General features: G+C 53.9%; 15 protein-coding genes. 6 read left to right on the plus strand and 9 right to left on the minus strand.

The annotated features are described in order from the left end of the window. The first annotated feature begins 86 nt into the window (after positions 1–86). Complete coding sequence (locus KIH39_RS21445; RefSeq protein ID WP_213495266.1) at positions 87–1154, plus strand: hypothetical protein; 1068 nt, start codon at positions 87–89, stop codon at positions 1152–1154. 45 nt (positions 1155–1199) lie between these two features. Here the strand turns inward: KIH39_RS21445 and KIH39_RS21450 are convergent, their stop codons facing one another. The 4 genes from KIH39_RS21450 to KIH39_RS21465 all read right to left on the minus strand — a co-directional run bounded on the left by KIH39_RS21450 (position 1200) and on the right by KIH39_RS21465 (position 7168). Then, the gene (locus tag KIH39_RS21450) at positions 1200–1496 is read right to left on the minus strand and encodes a hypothetical protein (protein WP_213495267.1); all 297 of its coding nucleotides are present in this window, start codon (positions 1494–1496) and stop codon (positions 1200–1202) included. 53 nt (positions 1497–1549) lie between these two features. Then, positions 1550–3907, minus strand: coding sequence for a DUF11 domain-containing protein (locus tag KIH39_RS21455; protein ID WP_213495268.1), 2358 nt, complete (start codon positions 3905–3907; stop codon positions 1550–1552). Positions 3908–4060: 153 nt separating this feature from the next. Then, complete coding sequence (locus KIH39_RS21460; RefSeq protein WP_213495269.1) at positions 4061–5917, minus strand: glycosyltransferase family 2 protein; 1857 nt, start codon at positions 5915–5917, stop codon at positions 4061–4063. A 255-nt stretch (positions 5918–6172) separates the two neighbouring features. Beyond that, the gene (locus tag KIH39_RS21465) at positions 6173–7168 is read right to left on the minus strand and encodes a metal-dependent hydrolase (protein ID WP_213495270.1); all 996 of its coding nucleotides are present in this window, start codon (positions 7166–7168) and stop codon (positions 6173–6175) included. 389 nt (positions 7169–7557) lie between these two features. Here KIH39_RS21465 and KIH39_RS21470 point away from each other — a divergent pair, with 389 nt between their 5' ends. Then, positions 7558–7842 (plus strand): helix-hairpin-helix domain-containing protein, encoded by a 285-nt coding sequence (locus tag KIH39_RS21470; protein ID WP_213495271.1) that lies wholly within the window; start codon positions 7558–7560, stop codon positions 7840–7842. Positions 7843–7937: 95 nt separating this feature from the next. Here the strand turns inward: KIH39_RS21470 and KIH39_RS21475 are convergent, their stop codons facing one another. The 4 genes from KIH39_RS21475 to KIH39_RS21490 all read right to left on the minus strand — a co-directional run bounded on the left by KIH39_RS21475 (position 7938) and on the right by KIH39_RS21490 (position 17025). Further along, positions 7938–11882 carry a multiheme c-type cytochrome gene (locus KIH39_RS21475; protein ID WP_213495272.1) on the minus strand — a complete coding sequence of 1315 codons (3945 nt, stop codon included), beginning with the start codon at positions 11880–11882 and terminating at the stop codon, positions 7938–7940. Between the two features lie 153 nt (positions 11883–12035). After that, on the minus strand, positions 12036–14138 hold the full coding sequence (tkt, locus tag KIH39_RS21480; RefSeq protein WP_246539372.1) for a transketolase: 2103 nt from the start codon (positions 14136–14138) through the stop codon (positions 12036–12038). 1495 nt (positions 14139–15633) lie between these two features. Further along, positions 15634–16356 carry an SDR family oxidoreductase gene (locus KIH39_RS21485; RefSeq protein ID WP_213495274.1) on the minus strand — a complete coding sequence of 241 codons (723 nt, stop codon included), beginning with the start codon at positions 16354–16356 and terminating at the stop codon, positions 15634–15636. Positions 16357–16431: 75 nt separating this feature from the next. Continuing rightward, positions 16432–17025: a TetR/AcrR family transcriptional regulator gene (locus tag KIH39_RS21490; protein WP_213495275.1), complete on the minus strand. Its 594-nt coding sequence runs from the start codon at positions 17023–17025 to the stop codon at positions 16432–16434. 573 nt (positions 17026–17598) lie between these two features. On the opposite strand from KIH39_RS21490, the gene KIH39_RS21495 reads away from it, so the two are divergent. Next, positions 17599–18147, plus strand: coding sequence for an RNA polymerase sigma factor (locus KIH39_RS21495; RefSeq protein WP_213495276.1), 549 nt, complete (start codon positions 17599–17601; stop codon positions 18145–18147). Positions 18148–18153: 6 nt separating this feature from the next. Then, positions 18154–19629: a serine/threonine-protein kinase gene (locus tag KIH39_RS21500; protein ID WP_213495277.1), complete on the plus strand. Its 1476-nt coding sequence runs from the start codon at positions 18154–18156 to the stop codon at positions 19627–19629. Between the two features lie 91 nt (positions 19630–19720). Here the strand turns inward: KIH39_RS21500 and KIH39_RS21505 are convergent, their stop codons facing one another. Next, entirely contained in the window at positions 19721–20779 is a 1059-nt protein-coding gene (locus KIH39_RS21505) for a hypothetical protein (protein WP_213495278.1), read from the minus strand. Positions 20780–21258: 479 nt separating this feature from the next. Here KIH39_RS21505 and KIH39_RS21510 point away from each other — a divergent pair, with 479 nt between their 5' ends. Together KIH39_RS21510 and KIH39_RS21515 are read left to right on the plus strand one after the other, a co-directional pair. Beyond that, positions 21259–21708, plus strand: a complete 450-nt coding sequence (locus KIH39_RS21510; protein ID WP_213495279.1) for a hypothetical protein — start codon at positions 21259–21261, stop codon at positions 21706–21708. 149 nt (positions 21709–21857) lie between these two features. After that, positions 21858–24488 (plus strand): amidohydrolase family protein, encoded by a 2631-nt coding sequence (locus tag KIH39_RS21515; RefSeq protein ID WP_213495280.1) that lies wholly within the window; start codon positions 21858–21860, stop codon positions 24486–24488. Positions 24489–24642 lie beyond the last annotated feature (154 nt).

Consider the following 24642-nt stretch of genomic DNA (forward strand, 5'->3'; position numbering starts at 1 on the left):
GTAACTCTTCTTGCCATCGGCTGCAAGTATCGGGTCGTCTTTAATGTGAAGGTTACCTTACTGACTAATATTGAATCGAGCCCCTTATGATCACAGCTTGGTCTACGCTTCACTTTGGTCTACTTTTCATGTTAAACCAGGCCTATCCTGTAACGGGGGAGATTGCCAATTTTTGCTACCGCGAAACGGCCGAAAGGGCGATGAAAATATCCTGTCCTCCCGACGGGAACAAAAATTTTCCGGAGAGGGAGTTTGCTCAGGGATGGTATGATGCTGCTATCGTAAGAATTGACGAAAACCTGACCAAATATCCCATCAACAAAAAATATCCCGTTCTAATGCCTTATTTTACAGAAAAAGTATTTCAGAGATTTAAAGGGGGATCCTTCAGTTCAGGCAGTTATCTCCGACCTCCGTTCGAGCCAAGGATCGGCGATAAAGTCATTATCTGGGTCAAGCCGAGATTGAGGTATTACTTGGCAGTGACCTCGATTGGAGATTCTCATCAAGTGGTGTCGAAACCGTTACAATTGCACTCGGTATTTGAAGTCTTTATGCCCAAACCTCTTCAATTTCAAATGGTCTACAAGTTCGAAGACCTCTACTTTGAGAAATCTCGAAAGGAGTTTCACTCTTGGAAAAACTGCATTCGGGATACCCTAAATCGGGACTTGGAAGAGTCGAATTTTACCACCCTCTTTGCAGAGGCAAAAACCCCTGAAAAGGCCTGGGCGCTCTTCTACTACTGCACACAAAAAAAGAATATCTCCACTCAAAAAATTACAGATTCTCTGAAGACGAAATTTGAAAGCGTATATCAATTCTATGCCAGCGATTGCGCGATGCTTCAATTGAGTCAGTACTGGCAGGATTCCTCAGAGCGAGTGAAAGCACTAAAGCAGGCGCTGGGCTTAACCCAGACGGAAAGTGATAATGATGTCCTGTTCAAACACGTTTTTGAAACGGGAAGCGAAGACCTATTATCGACTTATTTCAAGGATTATTTTTTCTCGGAAGTGGCTAAACCAAGCGAACAAAAGAATAGAAAATTTACATTGCAGGCCGATTGGATCAGACGCTCGTCACACAAAGAAACTTATGAACAGATAGTTCAGATTGCCCCAAAATATGGTTACAAATTACCCGAAAGATAATCCACCGCACCGGGTTCCCCCGATGCGGTCGAGTTGAAGAAATTTTTACTCTTCGTGGTAGCCGCGGAACGGATCGGAGACCGGAACGTGCAGCGACTCTTCCGACCAGCCGGTAAAAAGGCTGCGGGCGACCAGCAGTATGACCACCCAGATCATGGTGAAGATAAACCAGTTCACGGCCAGGATGACCGCGACCGCGAAAGTATCCCCGGCCATCTTCGAGGCGGCGAATCCCGGATTGATCAGCCAGCGAAGGAAATCGAGTTCCAGCAGATAATACAATCCCCAGGCCACCACCTGAGTCAGAAATCCGCGGGAAGCTGCGGTTTTTAGCAAATCCATTTCGTCTTTGTCATTCCACATAGGTGTAGACCTAAAGTCAGGTCCGCGTCCTTTCAACGACGAATATCCGATCGACCAGTATCGAACTCGGTCCGGCTGCCAGGTCGAACGCTGGTCATCTCTTCCACGCTAATGGCACGTGAATGGGATAGACTCTTCAATTCGGCCTTGAAGCGGGCTTCGCCGGGCGTAACGGCCTCCGCTTCGACACGGAATACAATCTCGTCTCCGGGTTTCAGGGTGTCCCAAACAGGGAATGCCACCTTCTGTCCGCTGATATCGCCTCGATCATTCTCCCGGAAGCCATACGCGGCCACCGGTTTCATATTCGCGGCCACTTCGCCCCGGAGCTGTAGCTTGGTCGCTGCCAAAGTACCGGTATTGCGAATGCGGATGATGTAGGTCGTGCGATTTCCCACCTTAACCGGATCGACCGAGTCTGAAACTTCCATGTGCAGCGCCGGTACACCGAGGACTTCCAAAGCCACTGGACATGATGCCTCGGCCCGTAGCGCTTTCGATAATGAAGCAGTTCGGAAAACTCCCTCCCGTTTCACAAGCGGGTCCGCTGAAACCGTGGCGGAAAGTACGGCGCGAGAGGTCACGGATGTACAAATCCCTGTAACCCGAACATCGAGCGATTGTCTCTTGGGGGCTGTGCCGAGTGTCCACTCTATGGCGCCATTAGCGGCTTTGCCGTCTTTATCGGAATTCTGAAATTTGACCTCGGGAGGCAGCACGGCCCGCAGCGTTACATTCGTCAATTCCACTTCGGAAGGATTTTCCACATGGATCACCCATTCCACCGGCTGGTTCACGAATGCCATCGCCGGACCCTTGACGGACACCGAAAGCTGAGGATTGCCGATTGTAACGGTTATCGGTTCCGATGGCGTAAACTGGCTACCCGCACTGTTCGCACTGGCCCGCACGCTATAGCTACCCGGCTTCTCGGCTTTCAAGGAAATCGGAATGATCTTCGATTCCCCCGCCGGCAGACTTTCAATCAGTTGCTTGAGGGAATTCGGCCCGTTCTCCGCCGTCAGTCCCGGCGGCACCAGAACGTCGTACTCGACTGCTTCGGCGGCTCCGTTCCCGGCGTTCTTGACGGTCAACTCGAACGGCAACGCCTCGTCCAATACGCCCGTCTCCGGACCTTTGAGAGAAATCTGTAAGGAAGGCTTACAAATGAGCACATCGGTGAAGGCATCGATCGTTTGATTGTCGGCACTCCGCACGTTGAAGGCCGGTCTGATCAATCCGAGCTGGCTCCCCTTCAGTTTCAATTGCAGCGAGCTCTGCTTACCAGCTGGAACCGAAGGCAAAGACCAAAGTATTTCGTTGCCATCGCGGGTGGCCCGTTCGCTCGACGAAGTGACTTGCACGCCCGCCGGAAGATTCAAGCGGATAAAGACTCCCTGGCTGGCCGCTCGACCATTATTGGTGACAGACAGAGTCGTGGTAAATTCTTCGCCGATCGGCGCGGACTTTGGAGCATCGACCGAGGCCGAGAGATCTGGTGAATGCCAGTTCACCGTGGCTTCTCCCTTACCGAGCACAACGTTCGAGTTGTTCGTCGGGTCGGGCCGGGCAATATCGATGGCGAGTCGATTGACGGTTGTGGTCGGGCTGACCTGGGTCAGGCGAATGACGGCGAGGCCGTTCGCATCGGTGATGGCGATCCCTTCGCCCGACTCCGATTTATAGGCCGAGCCGACCCACTGACAGGAAGGACCTTCTATCACTCGATACCGGACCACGTAACCCTGCAAGGGCTGCTCGTCCTTCATGCGGACGACGGTCGCCTTCAGTACCGCTTCGGTGCCAATGCGGGCGTTGATGGACACCGGCAATTTCCACTTCGCGTCGACCCAGATCACTTTCACGGAACGCCGTTTGCCGTCGCGGTCCATTTCCGGACTGTCCATGGTGATGTTGGTTTGCCCTTCGACGTTGGATCGGATCGCGATCCAGGTCTGGCCGGGCCGGACCACAAAAGAGTGTCCATCCACGGTTTGGGTCGTTTCGCTGCTGACCGTGTTGGCGGTCAGATAGCGGATATTATTACGAGTCTGAGTGTTTCCCTGGGTTCCTTCGGCCGTATTGGTGATATCGCCGGTGCCTGACACGGCCCATTCCACTTTACAGCGTTTGACGGGAGTGTGCTTGTCGTCGTAAACCGTCGCCAGAAAGATCTGCGTGGTACCGGTGGAGAAAAAACTGTCCTTGGGTCGAATTTCGATCCGGACCGGTTTGCCCCCGAAGTCGATGGTGCCTTTGATCGGCGTGGCCGAGTCTTTTTTCTTGGGATCGGCATTGAGATTTTGGGCGGTAGCAAACCCGGCCGGCGCGAGCGAGGTCAGTCCGGCAAGCAACAGAATTGCTCGAGAGTAGTGACTGACCCAGCCCATGCCCAGAATCCCTTCCCTGCCGGTGCGTCTTCCCTGACGCGGGGAGTGCTTATACGTCCGGAGGGAAATTCAAGCAAGAGGAAATTTTGATCGAAAACTGCCCAGATAGGCCGGTTTACTGCGGCACGGCGAAAAATCAGGGGGCGTCTGAAATCAGGACCTTATTTGTCCAATAGCGTGGGTAAACGGCGCGAATTTGGAAAGCCACTTGCGCCGGAGCCGATCGAGTAATTGATTGACGCGGGACCGTGGTAGTGGCTTGATCGCATCGACGATCAGTGAAGTATAGTTTAACTGGCCATGAGCATTGCGCGAATCTGTTCGGGCACTGCGGCGGATGGGCCCATCTTCCGCCGACCAAGCGGCCTGGTGAAAGTGTCTGTTTTCATCCCAGTATTCGAGCAGCTGAACTTCGAATCCCGCCGACTCCAGCAGCTTACCCAGACTCTCATACGTAAACAGGACTTTGTGATCGTCGCAACCGGGGCCGCTGCCGCCGGGCCGGACTCGTTCGATATAGCCGGGGTCGGGATGCCATCCGTCGGGAACGGCGATTCTTAATCGGCCGCCCGGTTTCAGAAATTCGAAGCAAATATTCACCGCCGTGATGGCGTCGACGGGTGTCAAATGCTCCCAGACATGTTCGGCAAGAAATGCCGCCCGGCTGTTTGGCTTCCACTTGTTGGCGAAGTGTCCTCGATTCCGAAGATCCAATATGTCGCCATCGGTCGTTCGCCAACCGGGGAGGGAGGTGCCTCCCGCGCCGATCAATACTCGAGGGCTGTTCGACCAGTGGCGGTGTTCCCGCAACTGCTCCCGCTTTTGCATTCCGTATTGCTGAATCCGCTGAGTAAATCGTCTGAGCGAAGAAACCGGTCCAATAATCAGCCGTCCCATTTTCCAAGTCCAGGAGTTTCGCATTCGCTGACATTCCGCCAAATCGAACTCCTGAACTTTCAAAGCGGCTTCCAGCTTGGCGATCAGTTTTTCGCGCTTTTGTATCTCGACCCAGGCGAAGGTCTCGCGTTCTCCCAGCAAAGTCTGCATCTGCTGGAGCTGTTCCGTCAGCGACAGGTTCGATTGAGAAACTGAACAGGACCGCAGAGCGTCGGCCATGCGAATCGCCTGCCTCAAAACCGAGAGCCAGCCTCGCGACAGGTCGTCTACCTGCGGCGTGTAACGCAATTCGCTACCGCGATAGGGGAAAGCATTCTCGGTCAGTTGCGGCTTGAAATCGAGCCCGTCCGGAAGGGCATATCTCTGCGAAGCTTCATGAGAATAAGCCATAAATGCGGCCGGATTGTCGAGTAGAAGTTGAAAGGGTTTGCGATAGATCCAACCGGGGGCCGTTTCCAGTTCGGAGGCTGCCCGCTTCTGCAGAACGTGAGAAACGACCTTGGAGATATACTGGCCGGGGGAGCGGATCGGAAAATGGGCCATCTGAACGTCTGAGAAGACCGGTTCGAGGTTTTGCCCGTTTCTCTCTACGCCATGCTGACCGGGTAGCAGTTTCACCGTTTCATCGAGAACCAGCGAACGAGGCAGGAGGATCTTGGTCCAGGGCCAGCCTTCTTCGACCAGGCGATGTCGAACGCGCCGGACGGGATTTTGTTCTTGTGCGTCATCTCCGGATGTGCTTGCAAAGCTCTGCCAGCGGAGGGCCACCGGGCTTTCGGGGGTGGCTTGAGCGGGAATTAACTCTTGGGCATTCTCTGCCAGTAAAAATTCATCCGCATCCAGCGGCAGGAACCATTCAATTTCCGGATTAGCGATAGCCAGTTTGCGGAGGTGGTTTTGAAACAGCAGGCGGTTGCGGTATCCGACAGTCGGTTCATCCTGGACTTCGAGGGGGAGGCCTTCCTCGACGAGGGATTGCAGCACTTGCCGTGTGCCGTCTGTGCTGCCATTGTCGATAACCAGGAGTTTTGAAACTATCGAAAGGTTGTGACGCACAAACGCTTCGATAATGTCAATCTCATTGAGTACGACGCTAGCGGCGATCAATCGCATGAAAAACTCGCCTCAAATCAAAGGATACCTTCGCTTTCCCTTATCGAATGGAGGGCGTAAGCCGCTATGGTGTGAAACTTGGATGAAATGGGTATTTTCAGATTTGAGAACGGATTAACCGTTCCATTTTCTACATCAGGGTCGATTTGAAAGGGATTTAATCAACAGCGCAAGAGCAAGATCAAAATCTGCACTTTCGAGAATCAAAAAAATGTCCGGCGAAGGAGCGATCACCCGCCGGATTTCATTTTCGTCTCATTTTCTAAACGGGCTTTCCCCTTCCCGGAGGGAACGGATCGAACCGCCCCCGGAACTCGAGGAGTCGCCGTACTGGTCGTATCCCTTGATGCGTGGATCACCGCTGGGATCTTTTTGTCGGCTCGTGGGAGTGGCCGGAATGGTCGGTTTGTTGGTGGAATTGCTATTTGAGGTCGTCTGATTACTGTTCGAGGAGTTCGATTTGCTCGAATCAGTCGAAGTTGTTGAGGTAGAAGTATCGCCGGTGTTGATGTTATTGAGTTTGTTTTCTACGTTCTTTCCGAAATTGATGATGTTGGTCAGCTCCCCTTTCAGGGTGGTGTTGCCCAGATCGACATTACTCATCAGCCCCAGGCTGCCGAGGATCGAATAACAGGCGGTGGTGGCCCATTTGGAATTGCTCCAGAGTTTCAGGGCGGTGCCGACGCCGGGAGCTGAGGACAGAACGCCGCTCGCTTTCGATTTGCCACTACTTTTGACTGGGGCGGCGTTCATGCCGCGCACTTCATCGAGAATCAGGTGCGACAGGAAGCCAATCATCATGGCAATCGCCAGGAAATAGCGATGGCTCTGTTCCGGCTTGCGAAAAGCGAGATAAACCACCAGCCCGGAAATGATCATGGCGGGGATGGAATGGAACATTCCCCGATGGACACTTAGTTTCTTGACGAGCAGGATGAAGCCGTAGCGGACGCTCAGGAAGGCCCCGGCCAAAATGAGAATCACTTTTTCGGGATCGTTATTCAAATCCAGATTTTGCCAGCGCCGGATGACCATTATCGAACCGAGAGCTACCGCGAGGCTGAAAATTTCGCGAATAGTGGAATTCGACTCATCTCCCAGCTTATCGAGATCGGGGAGCAATCCTCCCAAAGTGCAGATTACCGCGGCCAGAATGGCCAGCTGTTCCGCAAAGTGGAAGTGGTAATAGCCCAGGTAACCGTAAACCGCCCCCAGAGAACCCGAAAACAGAAGATGTCCTGTGTAACTCATGGGAAATCCATTTCCAAACCAGATATTTCAGGCCCTTTTAGGCCCGTATTGGCCCATTCCGTCGCAGCGGAAATGAGATTTAACCATAGTTGGGGCGGGGCGCACAGGCGAATTTCGAGGTCGGATGAACCATTTTCGGGCGCAAATTCAATTATTAAAATCGCATTTGCGGTAGAAAAATGAAGAAAATCCTATCTTTGGGTGCGGTTTGTATCAATTTTAACGCCTTGTTAAAAGAAGCTGAGGTGAACGATTTGTTAAATTTTGACAACTGACATTCTGAACACCAGTTGCGCGCTATAATTTGGATGGCATCCTGTCAATGGATATTTGGAGGGAAGGAATCCTCAGGGTTTTTTCCTATTGAATTCGATTGGAAGAGATGCGCCATGACGAACGACGTGATTGCACGCCGATTGCAACTGGAAGCCCGCGAAATGGATACTCGGCCGGAACAATTCTACAGCGCTCGCGCCTTGCGGCGGGCCGCGGAAACCATTCTTTCCTGCAAAGAATCGATTCAGGATCTTTGGGAAAGTCGCGGCGACGACTATCTGCAGCAGCTTCCCGGAATCGGCGAGCGGATTGCCGAGCGAATCGCCGGATATATCCGTTTCGAAAAAACTCTCGATCAACTGAAGCGTATGACAGCGGCAGTTCCGTCGAGGAATTAATCGGCTATAAACCGGTATCGGACTGTATTAATTAATTGTGTATATCCCGCAACCCGGGGCCGTTTGATTCCCGCCTCGGTTTTTTTGCCCGCACCTCATTTCTTCTGATAAATCGCATCCGATGGATCATTAGTGACATACCACGGCTTGCCATTCTTGAGATACATTTTCTGCATCTCTTCACCGTTCAGCGGACGGGCCCCAACCCGACCAAAGACGCCGATCTGATTGCCGACTTCATCCACCGCCCGGTCGCGATCCAGACCTTTCGAAATATTCAAAGCGTGTCCGCCGTGCGGAATGCGGTAAGTAGCGATCAGCCGAGGGTAGGGCCGGGCGGCAAAGCCATCATTTCCCGGGGTGTCCGGACTGGTTAATTGCAATACCCGCATACCGTTTTTGCCATCGGCAAGATAGGCAAACAGCGAATTATAGGTCACGCCCACTTTCACATCATGTAAATCATTAATGGCCCCGTTGGCCGTGTAAATCTGGTCAACCTTCGGCTCCTCGGCATTGGTAATATCGAGAATCACCAGCCCGCGGCTCCCGGCCGAGACATAAGCATAAGAGCGGCCCAGATAAATGTTCTGCACGTCGGGCAATCGAATCATCGACTTGGCCACCGGATGCGCCAGATCGGTCGCATCCAATACCTTGATGCCTTCCTCGTCGCAGACGTAGGCATAACGGAACTGCACCTGCACGGCCTTCGGCTTCTTGATGGTTTTCTCATCAAGCACCGCCGTGACTTTCAAATTCTTGGGATCTTCCAGAGAAACGACCACCAGACCGGCATCGCAGCATATATAGGCGTAGTAGCCGACGATGGTAATGTTCACCGCGCCCTTCAGAATACCATCCGGATTGAAAGGTGTTTCCGCTTTCAGGAAGTTATTCGCGGGATTGCCATCAATGGTAGTGGCCGCCCCGACGAGGATTAAGCCATCGTAAAGATCGGTGACATACAGATAGCCAAAGTAGGGATGGATCGGCCCTTCCTTATTCTCTGGCCGATGCGATCGCGTTGGATCCACGGCCACCGTCGTCGGTGCAGCCACGGCGGTAGCGTATTTGGTCTGCGCGTAGAACTTTTGACCGATGGGTGAAACCGGAGCAGTGGTAATCCTCTCCGAGAAGCCCTTATTGTCGATGAATGCAATATCGAAGACGCGTACCCCGGCACTGCCGCACGCGGCATAAAGGTATTCGCCGCGAGCCTGCACCTGCAGAATCTCCGGCTTCTTCCAGGGCCTGGTAATTTCCTGCGATATATCTTTCCCGGGATGCTCGTGAGCATGCTCCAGAAGGCCTTTGCGTTTGAGGTGTTCCTCAAAGTGCTCCGGGAAGGCCACTTGTTGCAAGGAACTTCCGATGACCGCTTGAGGTTCCTGCCGTTCCGTGACCACCACACCCATCAAGCCATCTTCCCCGGCGGCCACCCAGGCGTATTTGCCGATCAGGTTCATGATGTTGGTGCCCTGCATCAGCAGCTGGGCCATCCAGGCGTTGTTGTCGTTGGTAAGCGACAGATGGCAATCGGTACACTGCTTAGTTTCGCGAACGCCCCGGCCGCGCACGGTATGTGGCACGTTGGTGGAAAAGGCAGTGCCCCCAAAGCCTTCGGTGGAGATCGTCTGCTGTAAGGTATAAATCGATTCGCGTAAGCCGTTGTAGCTGCTGACGTGAACGGCACAGCTGGAACGAGCGGGGTTGATGCGGTTCTTGGTGGCATCGCCATCCCGGGCCAGCATGAACACATCATCCCGCAAAGTCTGGAAATTATATTCGGACTGGTTGCGGGACACTTCCCCTTCCGCGTGCAACTGCGGCATCTTGACGTTAGCTTTCTGCGGCAGATGGCAGCCGAAACAGCTCGGATTCCAAGCACTATGACAGGCGATACAACTCATGTTCTTATTTTCATGAGCGCACTTTCCAGTACTCGGCATACTGCCCCAGACCATCTGCTCCCCTTCAAAGCGCACCGTCTTGGCCAGGGCCGACTTGGCGTTATACCGGCCATGCTTGGGATCGATGGTATCTTTGGTCTGCACGACTTCCCAACGCAGATTCGGTTCCACATTGGAGTTCTGGTAAATCCGTTTCGGACCATTCACCTTGTCGTCCGAAAGATATTCAATCTCAAAGCGCGGCTTGCCAAAAGGCGTTCGCAAACTCAACAGGTTGCGTCCCCCTTCAGGCGAGGAAGTATAGGAAGCCGGTCCGCTGGTGCGCAGGGTCGCAAAGTTCTGGGGCGTGCCGTGGCAATCGATGCATTGAATTTCGGAAGCGGCCCGCACTTCCATATGCAGCTTACCGTTGCCGTGCATATCCTGCGTGAAGTGGCAATCGACGCAGTGCATGCCCTTCTCGAGGTGAATATCCATCAGGTGCACCGGCTGTCCGGCCCGTTTCTGATTCAACTTGTCTTCGGCCGCCACCGCCTGAGTGGCATCGCGGAACTGATTCTGTTCGTGGAAGCTTTTCACCATGCAGGGAAAGTTAATGGCCTCACTCAGTTTGTGCGGCGTCGGCTGCTGAACCTGCACCCCCTGATAGTCGATCAAGTTGCCCTTGATATCCCGCTTGAAAACCGCCCGGAATACCCAGCCGTGACCGTGGAAATCGGCGAACTGCGCCTTATCCATCTGACCATTGAGCTGGGTGATATCGTTGAGGAACTCCGGATTCGACCAGTTCCCCTTGGCGGAGGCCGCATCGGGATTGTTCATCTGATAGCGAATCGCGTCTTCCGGAGTGAGCTTCTTCGACTTCTCCGGATACATCAGCCGGGCGTGGGTCTCTTCATCCCACCACATGTAACCGGGATAGGAATTCATCACCGTCGTTCCCGGGTGAATATGGCAGACCATGCACTGGCTGGTCGGGATCGCATTGGTAAAGCGATGCTCGATTGGATGGCCCGGTTCATTCTTGGGAATCGTCGGATCGAACGTCGCCGTGGTTCCCCGATTGCCGAAGCGGGCATAGGGTCCGGAATGAATGGGTGAACGGTCATTGGCGTAAATCACATGGCAGGCACTGCAGCCACTGGAGCGGTAATCGCCCGGATGATCGTTGGTGCCCATGAAATTCAAGGTGGGATCGAACAAGCGGGTCTTGTTTAAGCTGACCAGACCGGGGTCGGTTCGATTTTCCGTTCCCAGTCCGCGCTCGCTCAGTCGAACTTTCGTACGGCCCGGATCGTCGAGTCGTTCCGGAATGCCAACTTCGGGCTTGAACCGGCCACCCCGTTCGAAGATCCGAAGAATGTTGCCGGGCTGACCGACTTCAAAGCGCGGCAACGGCTCCAGGAACGGTACCACGCCCAGCGTCATTTCTTCCGGCGTCGGAGGCGGGTTGTTGAGGATTCGCAGCGGCGCGCCGGTCATGCTGTAGGCTTCGCCGTAGCGGGCCCGCTTATTCGAAATCGTGCCGTTGTTATAAAGCGCGGCCCCCCACAGCATGCAACCGGTGGCCATGATCTGTTTGCGGTTAGTTTGCACCACTTGCGGATGGCAGCCGGAAGTGCCGCAGCTGATATGGGCTATACGAAAATCGCCGGGGTTCACAAAGCGAATGAACTCGGGCGATTCGTGATTCAGGAGCGTGTAGGAGCGCACCGGATTGGCGGAAGTCGGCCAGAACTGCGGAAACTTCGGGGCAATATGTGCCCGGTTCTTATCGGTAGTACTCGGGTCACCGCCGTGACAATCGGTGCAGCCGATTCGCAAGGTCGCTTTGCCGTGCGGGTCGCCAGTGTTCTTGTGGCAGGCGATACAACCAGCGCTCTTGGCCAGCTGCTCTTCAGGAGTCTGCTTCAGCAGTTGCACATCTTTGAGTTCGGGCGGCATTGGGAACGGATCGTCCGGATCGGTGGAAAAGGGATTTGTCTTACGGTCGTCTTTTTCCTGGGCGCGCAGCATCTGGGGAGGCAGTGCAGAGTAGACGATCGCACCGAGGGCTCCAAAAATCAGCAACCCGGCCAAGGCCGATTGCAGCCAAGGTGCCCAGGACCCAACCAAGTAGGAGCGCATACCCGGTCCCCGAGAGTGAATCTATTTTCCCCCGACTAACTTGTCGGGGAATAACAGAAGGACCTGAGCTGTCAAGATGGATTGGTTTGCAGGAAGATTTCCGGAAGTTGAACCCTCTTCGAGTTCAAGCTCCGGAAACTCCTTGCTGAGAAATTACTTGAGGAGATCTTTCACGGCGGTGACCACTTTTTCCACTGTGAAGCCGAAGTGTTTCAACAGATCTTTCAACGGCGCGGAAGCCCCGAACGTTTTCATACCTACCACGGCACCGGTAGTGCCGACATACTTGTACCAGCACATCGGCGAAGCCATTTCCACGGCGACGCGAGCGGTCACGGCTTTGGGTAGTACGCTCTCCTTGTACGCTTCGTCTTGCTTATCGAAGACTTCGGTACAGGGCATCGAGACTACGCGAGCGGCAATTCCATCGGCCTTCAATTTTTCATAAGCCTCTACCGCCAGACCCACTTCGGTACCGGTGGCAATCAGAATCACTTGAGGTTTGCCATTCGGAGCATCGGCGAGAACGTAGCCGCCCTTCGCCGCACCGCTGGCCGGGGCGTACTTGCTGCGATCCAGGATCGGCATGTCCTGGCGCGAGACCACCATCAGCGCCGGGTTGTGCGACAGTTTCATCAGCACCTTCCAGGACTCAGCGACTTCATTGGCATCACCTGGCCGGAAGACATAGAGATCGGGAATGGCCCGCAGGCTCGAAAGTTGTTCGATGGGCTGATGCGTCGGGCCATCTTCACCAACTCCGATGGAATCGTGGGTGAAGACATAGATGGGCGAAATGCCCATCAAAGAAGCTAACCGAAACGGCGGCCGTCCGTAATCGCTGAAGATCAGGAAGCCGGCACCATACGGTCGCACGCCGGAGAGTGCCATACCGTTGATGATCGAACCCATCGCATGCTCGCGAACGCCCCAGTGGAAATTGCGGCCACCCGGAGTCCCCGGCTGAAAATTGCCGGCGCCTTCAAATGTGAGTAGCGTCTTGGTCGAAGGGGCCAGGTCGGCCGAACCACCGATCAACCAGGGCACCGACTTGGCGACGGCGTTCAACACTTTACCGGATGCTTCGCGACCGGATATTGCGGCCGGTTTCTTCACGCCGGGATTCTTCGGATCTTCGGTCGGTTCCGAACTGAAGGCAGGAATTCCTTTTTCCCAGCCTTCGGGCAATTCGTGCTTCAGCAGCAACTCGAGTTGCTTGGCCAGTTCCGGGTAGGCCTTGGTATACTCGGCGAATTTGGCGTGCCAGGCGGTGCTCAATTCCTTGCCGCGCTTGCCGATGCCGTTGGCAAAATTTTCGTAGACACCGTCCGGGATTTCGAAAGTCTTCTCCGGATCGAAGCCCATGAGTTTCTTGGCTTCGGCGATCGGCTTGGTTCCCAGCGGTTCGCCGTGGGCCGTGTGGCTGCCTTCCTTGCCGGGAACTCCCCAGGCGATCACCGAATTGGCGACTACGAAAGTCGGCTTATCGGTCGTCTTCTGGAAGGTTTCGATGGCCTTGTTCAATTGAGTTAAATCGTTGGCATCGGTCACATGCAGAACGTTCCAGCCGAGGGCTTCCAGCCGTTTGGCGGTATCTTCCGTGAACGTGAGGCTGGTCGAGCCTTCAATCGTGATGCGGTTGCTATCGTAGATCCAGCAGAGGTTGTTCAGCTTCAGGTGCCCGGCCAGACTACCGGCTTCGTTACTGACCCCTTCCATCATGCAGCCGTCGCCGCAGAGGGCATAGATGCGGTGTGTGAAAATGTCGAAACCGGGTCGGTTGAAGTAATTCGCCAGCCATTTCTGAGCGATGGCCATGCCGACTGAGTTGGCGACGCCTTGTCCCAGTGGTCCGGTGGTCGTTTCCACCCCGGTGGTCAGATGGCTTTCGGGATGGCCGGGGGTCTTGCTACCGAGCTGCCGGAATTTTTTGATGTCATCGAGGCTGACGGCGGGAAGTCCGGCCGGGCCATGCTGCGGCAGTTGTTTTACCTGCGTCAAATGCAGGATGGAGTAGAGCAACAAGGAAGCATGGCCGACGGAGAGAACGAAACGATCGCGGTCGGGCCAGGCGGCGTCGGCGGGATCGTAACGCAGGTAATTCTGATAGAGGTTGTAAACAATCGGCGAGAGCGAAACCGGCGTTCCGGGATGGCCCGAATTGGCTTTTTGAACCGCGTCCATGGCCAGGCAGCGCATGGTATGGATGCTCAGCAGATCTATTGAACTGCCGTAAGCGGGGTTGGGGGTGCTCACAATCGTGTCCTTCATTCGGTGTAACGAGTCAATCGAATACGCTGCGCATTTTACGAATCAAAGTCCAAAAGGCGGGGAAGAAATCCAAGGAAATGGCAGGGAAAGGAATTCCGCTGGGGACGCGGGGGATTTGCCCGTCCCACCTTTGCCCCGGGCCCACGATTTTCCATGTTTGGATACGAATCCCGACTCATCATTCTGTCTAAAAGCCCCTTTTTCATAATGGTTTACCCTGGAAGGTCATCAGATCATCATTTTTCATATAGTGGAAAACGCGATTTTGATGACCTTCGGTTATTTCTTGGGATATAAGGGCCTTTTGACCAATTTCGAGAATCGGCGGTCAGTAAGCGAATTTGCAGTCTCCTTTCGAGAAATTCGTTCTGAATTGCAAGTAAAACTGGGCCTGATGCTTTGGTCATTCGGCGCTCTTGCGGGTCTTGTCCACGAGTCTGTTTTGCACAGGTTGGTCGCTGAGGCGGCTAGGCAATCCATCGAGAGCGGGCCAGCAATTGAAATCGCGGATCAGACCATTTGTCCGCACGCTTCAGCATAACGGATAAAGGAACGCAGGGCCATGTGGGTTGCCAGGGGGGAGTTTCGTGGAATTCTCGTGCAGTCTTTGTTAGCCCGACTCGGTTGGCCCGATTTTGTTAGCCCGACGCGTGAGCGAGGGCATTAAGTACATATACATTTATAACAAATCAATTAAATATTTTTGTGATAGTAAATAATACGTTCAACGAAACCGGGATATTATGAATTTATATTGCCCTCGCTGACGAGTCTAACAAAGAGAGTGCTCAAGTCGATTGGTCACGAAGCATTTTGCAAATCCCTCAATTAAAGTTGTATTAAACTAAGGTTTTGTTAGACGCGTGAGCGAGGGCATTAAGAGTCTGTTCCAAAAGCCCCTATTTCGGATGAATTTCTCGAGGATTTGTAGGGTTAGTCCCGGCTTTTGGAACAGACTCTAAGTACATATACATTTATAACAAATCAATTAAATATTTTTGTGATAGTAAATAATACGTTCAACGAAACCGGGATATTATGAATTTATATTGCCCTCGCTGACGCGTCGGGCTAACAAAGAGAGTGCTCAAGTCGATTGGTCACGAAGCATTTTGCAAATCCCTCAATTAAAGTTGTATTAAATTAAGGTTTTGTTAGCCCGACGCGTGAGCGAGGGCATTAAGTACATATAAATCTATAACCAATCAATTAAATAATTTTTGTAATAGTAAATAATACGTTCAAGGAAGCGGGATATTATGATTTCATATTGCCCTCGCTGACGCGTCGGGCTAACGAAGCGAGAAGCCGGGATATTTTGATTTTATATTGCCCTCGCCGACGCTTCGGGTTGACAGCCTCGTAGTGGGCTAACATAATCGAAAAGCATCGCCAGATAGCCTGAGCCATCCGCCGATGCTTTTTATCTGGAACCGGTAGTATCAGCTACCGGGTTATCTAAGGAATATTCACAAGCGAATTACCCGGCAAACTGCTTCTCGGCTGCTTTGTGATCTGCTTTCCAAGCGGCGTAAAACTGCTTCGACATCGGATCGGGGAAAATGTCCTCGGCTCCTTTTTCGATACCCTGAATCACTTCCTGCGCGACATGGCTGGGCGGTGTCTTATCCATGGGGAAATCCTTGGCCATATCCGTATCGATGGGACCCGGGTAAATACTGAAGACTTTAATATGGCGTTTGGCCACATCCGCACGAAGTGACTGCGTGAACGACCAGGCGGCCGCCTTGGAAGCACTATAGCCGGCGATACTAGGGAATCCGACCAGAGAAACGACGCTCAGCACATTGGCGATGCCCCCGCCGCCATTTTTTTCAATCACCGGAACAAAGGCCTGCGTTACCTGAATCAGTCCGAAGTAGTTGACCTCCAGATCCTTCTTCAAATCGGCCTGGGAAATTTCCGTCGCGGTACCAAAAGTCGCCACACCGGCGTTGTTGATCAGGAGATTCACATCGGCCGCCACTTTAGCCGCGGCTTCGACTTGTTCGGGTTTCGTGACATCCAGAACCAGCGGCACGATTCGCTTGGGATCGAGAGCCACAATCGCATCCAGGTCGGAACGCTTGCGGGCCGCGGCGTAAATCTTCCGGGCACCTTGAGCCAAAAAGCCTTCCACGAAAGCTTTGCCTATACCCCGATTGGCCCCGGTAACCAGAACAGTGGATTGATTCGTTTTCATCGCTTGGTCCTCTGAAGGGAAAAATTCAACATGCTATTTGTACCGTTCGGTACAAACTATCTAACAAAGAATTTTTCAGCTGTGCAAAGTAGCACCGGAAAGTAGTCGAATGGCTTGATCGCGAACCGATTGAATAACGTCGGGTTTTGCTCCCGCTCGAACCAGGACTTGCATGCCGAATACGAGCGCCAGCAAGGTACGGCCCACAGCGATACTATCCAGCTCGGCCGGGATCTCGCCGAGCGCCTGCGCGGCCTGTAAAGCCCGCCGGTAACATTCTTCATGGCGTTCGAAATTCTTTTGGATTAGATCCTGGACGGCCGGATCTTTCGGGGCCATTTCCAGGGCCATGTTCACCACGTAGCAGCCTCGGCCCTTACCCGCACAATCGGGCGCTGCGATCCGCTGAAAGTGTTCAACCAATGCCTCGCGCGGGGAGGGCTGTTTGGCCAGGCCATCGAGATAGCAAAAGCTTTTATTGATGTAAGCTTCGAGGGAATCGAGCATAACTTGATGCTTGCTGGAATAGGTCGCGTAAAAGCTCCCTTTCTGGATGCCCATCTCTTCCAAAAGAGTATTAAGAGAGATCCCCTCGTAGCCATATTTCCAGAAGGCGTCCCCCGCTCTTTCCAGAGCTTCCGATTCGTTGAATTGTTTCTCCCACGGCATGCTTAAGACTCCCCTCCGGGCGTCTTAATTATTGGTTGTCTGTACCGATTGGTCAAGAAAATTCGCAAAACCAGGTCGGATGCGGGAAAGGGAACGTAGTGGAGTTGAAAAAGGGAAAAAAACTCCCCGGTGGGCGATGGCGGGGGTGTGGGAAGATCGAAACAACAGGGCGTAAAAAACCTGCTCCGAATAAGCTCGGAGGCGGTCTACTCATAAGACGCGGATTCTCAGTGAGTGTGACGGGAAAGTGATTTTTTCTTCAAAATAGTTGGTTTGTAAGTATAAAACATCTCTTTGTTAATAAAAAAGCCGTTCAGATAGCACTTTCAAACGAGTTTCGGACTAGGGCATAACACAAGTTTGATCGACAGAGGAAAAAGTTCGAGGCTTCGGAATAAATATTCAGGCATAATTATGAAAGGAATATGACTTAGGTAGCTATTCTTACTGTCCAGCAATTGCAGTACGATCTTGACAACGCGTCAGCCGAAGTTTCGTTAGCGAGATGGAATCGGGTTTTCTTCAGCAAGGGTAGTGGAGCACTATCCTCCGTATCTCGAAAAGGGTGCAGTCGTGATACCAGCCAGAAAAGGAAGTTCGGTAGTTCAAGAGGCCAACGACATGCTTCAGAGCCTGACGCTTCATTATCGAGGCATGATCTCGGAAAATCTTCGATCCAAATTAAGCGCCTCAGACCTGATTCAGGAAACCCTGATCATCATCCACAAGCATCACGAATCTCTTGAACTGATGAGCGTGGAAATGCGCGAGGCGTGGATCTACAAAACGCTTCGCCGCGAGCTCATTTCTTTTGTTCGGAAATATCGAACCAGCAAACGCAGCACTCAGCTGGAAGTCCTCACGGAACTTTCGAACGTGAGCGACAAATCGCTCTCCGACGGCTGGAATTTTTTGATGGAATGCGAATGCCAGGAGCGGCTTGATCGGGCCTATAACCAGCTGAGCGAGAGCGAAAAAAATATTCTGGCGCTCCACCTTCAACAGGAACTGAGTTACAAGCAGATTTCCGATCGGACCGGCACCAGCGAGGAAGCGGTGCGGCAGGCGTTTTCCCGGGCCCGTGCCGCCTGGAAAGCCCTTTACGAATCCACTCAAGAGTAGAACCCCATGTCCGGCCTCGCCCACAACCCCGATCCCGACCCCGAGTTGAGCGAAGAGGAAGCCGATTTCTTCCTCAAAGCCATCAAGGAATACTTCCGGTCCCGGGACCGGAAGAATCCGACTTCGCCGAAATTCCTCGGCAATTACATACTGGAATCGATCGCCGGGCAGGGAGGCTTTGGCATCGTTTACCGCGCCCACGATACGATCCGCAAACGGACGGTTGCCATCAAAATTCCCCGGTCGGAATTTCTGGGGGACGAGCAGTGCCGGCGCACCCTCGCGCGGGAAGCCCGGGCGGCCGCTCTGGTACGCCATCCGGGTGTGGTGGAGGTTTTCGATATCGTTGAGGCCGATGGCACGAGTGGAATTGTCAGCGAATTCTGCGAAGGCACTTCGCTATACGAGTGGTTGAAAAAACAGGCGGCGACGGTGCCGACGAAATCAGCCCTCTACGTGATGACTCGGTTATGCGAGGCCCTCGAGTACGCGCACTCTCAGCAGGTGTACCATTGCGATCTGAAACCGGCCAACGTTCTGTTGATTCCTAAAAGCCCGACTGAGCAGGAACTATCTGCACTGCCGCTCGAAGCCTTCGATATTAAACTCACCGACTTCGGATTGGCTCAGGTCAAGCTCGAGGGCTTTTCTTCCATCAGTCACTTGTCGGCCGGTACGCCGCATTACATGCCGCCGGAGCAGATCAACGGCGAGAAAAATACGCCCCGAGCTGCGATCGATATTTACAGCTTGGGGGTGATGCTGCACGAAATGCTGGTGGGACGGACGCCGTTCGATAATACTGAGAATCTGCTGGGCATCTACCAGCAGATTTCCAATCGGTCGATGCCTTCCGCCCGGCAGCAAAGCCGTTCGATTCCTCGCGATCTGGATCGCATCTGCCTGAAAGCCATGGCCTATACTCCGGAACACCGCTATTCCAGCGTGGCGGCCTTGAATCAGGATTTGCAATCGTTTGCCGAGGAGAAGGCCATCTCCTGGGGGTTTTCAGATCGGCTGAATCGCGCCAAAACCTGGCTGGGCCATACCAACCGCATCGCTGAAACGGCCTGGTTTCTTATCGCATCGAATGCGATGGTTTTTCTCTGGGTAATGGCCTTAATTATCTGGTTGGGACACATCGAACGACAGTACGGAGTTTTGGGGGCTACTATTGGTGTAAGTTATCTGCTGGCGTCGGATCATCTCTTCATGATGTTGGGAGCCTGGCAGCTGCTGCGTGGTCGTTACGTCTACTTTTACCCGCTGTTTTGCGCGGCCACATTTAATCTAGTCCTAAGCTTCCTGGGAATGGCCGGGATTGTCTATCCCCACGTGGAAGTTTACAACAATCGCATTTTTCGCATTATCCTTTTTACGCTGTTGCATTCCGGTTTCTGTCTTCAGATGATTGTTCTCATTCTCGGGTATTATTGCTTTCGAAAGAATACCCGGCCAAAAACCATCCTCGGCCCGAAGTGATCGATCAGAAAAACTCAGTTAACTAAAACAGCACGGCATTTGGGCCGTGCTGTGGGGTGGAACTCCCCCTCCGGAAGGGGAGATTCGGGTATTAATAGCGGAGGATCAATTCCGCCTGGATTCGGCTGTCGAGCAGGTCCTTGCGGCTGGTCAGCGGGAATTCATAGACAACGCCGGTTTCGGCATGGGGGCTGATCTTGACCTTGAAGCCCAGAGCCATCGAAACCAGGTCATTGCCGGCCACACCGCTGGTGCCCAGGTTCAAAAGACCATCGCCTTCCCCCAAAGCGGGAGGCAGGCCACGATTGCCACCGGCCAGCCAGTGATACCAGTTGACTTCCATCAAGGGGTAGAGCCACTCGTTCACCTGGCGGTCGAGGTGCAACTGGGTGTAGAACAGACTGCTGTTCTGGTTGCTATCGACGGGAACAATGTAGCCGCCGTTGACGATGATGTGATTCTTGCACCAGAATTCCTGTCCGTAGGTGGCGAAGAAGGTGAAAATCCCATCTCCCTGACCCTGGAACACTTTGCTTTCACCGGTCTGAGGTTCGAACATGAACCCCGCGGCCGCCAAAGTCTGATTTTCCACGTCGCGATAGAAGGTATATTTCAATCCAGCCGCCAGATTCAGGAAGCCGGTTTCGTGCGGAGCACCTTTGGCACTGATGGAGGCAATACCATCCTTATCGGCAATCAAGGTCAAGCGGTCGGTCAAGGCCAGGCGAATCTGCATGGCGTAAACCTGGAAGTTGCCGCCGCCCAGGGGGTTGCTGTTGGGAATATTGTTATCGATGAACAGAATGCGAGCTTCCGTCAACGAACGGGGATCTTTGCTCAGCACCGGATTGCTGGAAGGTCCGACGAAGTTGTCGAAAGCGTGATCGCTTTCGAGGAAACCGCGGCTGCTGGAATCGCCCATCAACTGCGTGGTGGGGATAGCCGGTGCACCGCTCATGATGGACGCGGTGGGGGCCGTCGGCGTCACGCTCGTAATCATCGGAGCGGGGGCCGTGGGGGCGGGGGCCGGCGCGCTGATGGTCGCCGGAGCCTGACCGCTGCCATTGACGCTGGCGGTGCCAACGGGATCGGCGGCGTTGGCGGTTACCCCCAAACATCCTGCCATCACGCCGACTAAAAATCGTTTCATGATTGCCTCCTGAATTGAATTCTTTTGTCCGTGCTTCCCAGCAACGGTTTGTCTGCTTTACCCATCGTCACTCAAATTGTGCCGTATGAATTACTCCAGTTTGATTTGTGTTTTTAGTTGTCCCGACATTTCCGAATGATCAATCAGCACCAGTTGTATGACCTTTTCTTGGTAACTTTTGTCGGTCGCAGCGAATGTAGGGGACCACTTTTCCATGTTCAAAATTTGATCATCAAATTCTTTGAAAATCCAAACTGGCAATTGCCGTGCAAAAAATGATCAGGGCGCGGCGTTTTATCCTGCAAATCGACAGCAAAGGAGCAATTTGACTCCTAGTAAGCTCGAAGCCGTGCGCGACTCTGGCAATGTGAAATTTCGAATAAAACTCCCAATCCGCATAATCATTCAACTTGCGAAATTCCAGCGGCGCACTAGGCCTTAGTAGTTCCTATTTTCGCGGCTTTCACTCGAGTCCTGAAATGAGTTACGCTTCGAATCCTCGTTCTGCGCTGGGTTTTTGGGCGGCCGTGCTTTGGTTGTCGCTCCCGGGTGGGGTCTCTGCCCAAATAGGCAGCGCCCCGGTCTCACCTTCTGGCGGCACGACCAATTGGCAGAACAACATGCCCTCCAGCGTCAACGATTGGGCTAAGAATCGCGAGAAGACCAATGAGGAATTTATCAAAACAATGACGCCCACGGGCGTGCCCAACATTTCCGTGAATCCCGTCGCGAAATCGACCATGTCCGCCGTGCAAAATTACTATCGGGTGCGATTCATCATCGCCCTGGCCGGGCTTTTCGTTGTGGTAGCTGTCTTCGTGATCCGAAACCTGCAGCGCTCCACCGCCAAGCATCCGGCCATAAACGATCCCTGGATCCGCTCTCAACTGGCTCAGCAATCGGGTCCGGGTGGTTACACGGCCCAGTAAATATTCCGTTACAGGAATTGGCCCAACGGTTTTTGCACTTCGTATCGCTTTCTCATTCCTCGGCCCCGACCCAACTCGGGGCTTGACTCATCACTTCGCTTCCCGCAAACTGATTGCGATTGCTCCCCTTCCCACCATTGAGAAGTTTCATGAAGTTTCCGATTCATTTATGCGCCTCTCTTTTGCTGTTTCCGGCCGCGACTTCGGCGCAGGAGGCCATCGCTTATAAAGCCGCCCACATCCTCACGGCGGCGGGCGATCCCATCGATAAGGGCGTGCTCATCGTTCAGAAAGGGAAAATTCTGGCTGTCGGCAAAGCGGCCGAGGTGAAACTCCCCGCCGGTACGCAAGAAGTCGATCTGGGCGAGGCGACTCTGATCCCTGGTCTGGTTGACACCCATTCCCACATTGGCATTTACTCCCGGCCCGGTGTACCGGCCAACTCCGATGGCAACGAAATGAGCGGGCCGTTTCAACCGGGCATCCGCGCTCTCGATGCCATCGATCCCCACGATCCGGGGATTCGCATGGCCACCGCCGGGGGAGTGACGGTAGCTAACATCATGCCCGGATCGGGGAACGTCATCGGCGGCCAGACTCTTTATGTGAAATTGCGCGGCGATGGAGTAGAAGCGATGCGGATCGCCTCGGATACCGTGCTGGGCGGTTTGAAAATGGCCAACGGCGAGAATCCCAAAGGTTACGGCCGGCGCGGTCAGGCTCCCTTTACTCGAATGAAAGTGGCTTCGCTGCAACGCGATCAATTCGTCAAAGCTCGCGAGTATCAGAAGAAATGGCAGGCCTACAAGGATAAGGTGGCCAAAGGGGAGAAAGCCGCGGCCCCGGAAGTCGACGCCAGTATGGAACCGCTCGTCGAAGTGCTGGAGAGAAAGCGAACTGTCCACTTCCACAGCCATCGCTCCGATGACATCATGACGGCGATCCGGATTTCCGAAGAATTCAATTTCGAACTGGTGTTACAGCACGTGACCGAAGGCTACCTGATCGCCGATGAACTGGCGAAGCGAAAAATCCCAGCTTCCTTGACACTCATCGACAGCCCGGGCGGCAAAGCGGAAGTGATGAACCTGATCGAAGAGAATGCCGCCTTGCTGGAAAAAGCGGGTGTGCTGGTCGCCATCAATACCGATGACTCGGTCACCGAATCGCGCTTCCTGCTGCGGACAGGGTCGATCGCGGTGCGCGGCGGCATGTCGGAGGCTTCCGCTCTGAAGGCTCTGACTATCAATCCGGCCAAGATGATGCACCTCGACAATAAGCTCGGTTCACTCGTTGCTGGCCGCGATGCCGATTTCGTGGTCCTCTCGGGTGCTCCCTTCAGCGTTTATACCCAGGTGCTCGCCACCTATATCGATGGTGTGAAAGTATTCGACCGGGCCAACGCCAAGGATCACGCTTATCAAACCGGGGGCTTCGCCCTGGCAGATGCCAAGAGTCTCCCCCCCACCTACGCTCCGGCTAAATCGCCGGAGGCCGCGCAGCCAGTTACCGTATCGCCGGCCAAGTCGGAATTGAACACCGGCACAGTCGCCATTGTCGCGGGCCGCATTCACACGGCGTCCGGTGCCGTGATCAATAACGGCGTCATTCTGGTCGATAAGGGCGTGATTAAAGCCGTTGGCCCGGCGGCCGACGTCAAGATTCCGGAGGGAGTTCGCATCCTCACTGCCAAGGAAGTGACGCCCGGCTTGATCGATGTCCATTCCGCCTGCGGTCTATCGGGAGCTTTGAATATTTCGCAGGATCAGGACCAGGACGAAGGAAGCGATCCCAACGGGGCCGACTTGCGTGTACTGGATGCTTTCAATCCGAATGAACCGCTCCTGGAATTCTTGCGCCGCGAAGGGGTAACGGTGATTCACGCACTACCGGGTCGGGCCAATGTGCTGGCCGGGCAGTCGGGCGTCTTCCGAACGTATGCCCCGACCGCCGAGAAAGCCAAGTTGAAGTTCCCGGCCGCGTTCCTGGTGAACCTGGGCGAAGTTCCCAAGAGTACTTACAAGGATAAAGGTCCGCAAACCCGTATGGGCACCGCCGCGTTACTGCGAACCAATTTCACCAAAGCGAATAACTACCTGGCGAAGAAAGCGGGCGATGAGGACAAACGGCCGCCGCGCGATTTGAAGATGGAAGGTCTGGAACCGGTCCTCAAAGGGGAGATCCCGGTTTACTTCAGCGCTCAGCGGGCCGACGACATTGGCACCGCACTGCGAATTGCCGAAGAATTCAAATTGAAACCGGTCATCAATCTGGCGGCCGAGGCCTATTTGATGACTGACCGGCTGGCGAGTGCCAAGGTTCCCGTGGTTGTGCATCCGACCATGCAGCGCGCCGGCGGAAGCATGGAAACTCTGAACAGTCATCTCAGCAATGCAGCCGTGCTGGCGGATAAGAACATTCCCATCACTATTTGCACGGCTTTTGAAGGTTACGTTCCCAAGACGCGCGTTCTGCGAGTGGAAATGGCCCTGGCCATGACCAATGGTCTGGGGGCCGATCGGGCGTTGAAGGCTGTGACGATTGATGCCGCGAAGTTGTTGGGAATCGATAAGGAATTCGGCAGTCTGGAAGTGGGTAAGCGAGCCGACATCGTTTTGTATGACGGCGACCCGTTCGAAAACACCACCCATGTGGTTTATACCCTGATGGACGGCAAGGTCGTTTGGGATCGCGCCGATTATTTGAAACTGCCTTTCGCTCGCCGGGCGTTGCCGTTGTCGACGACCGGCGGCGGCACCTGCTGCATGGGACAGTGGTAGAAGGAGAGTCCTGCCGGGTGCCAATGACTAAGCCATTGGCATTTCAAAAAAGATCGAGAGATCCTGTCAGAATGGTTCCGGTTTTTCGTGAAATACGCAGAAAACTGAAAGCATCTTGATTTGCCAATGGCACCCGAAACCAAGCCTTTGAAAT

This window comes from Telmatocola sphagniphila (assembly GCF_018398935.1).
In the GTDB taxonomy this organism is placed as follows: Bacteria; Planctomycetota; Planctomycetia; order Gemmatales; family Gemmataceae; genus Telmatocola; species Telmatocola sphagniphila.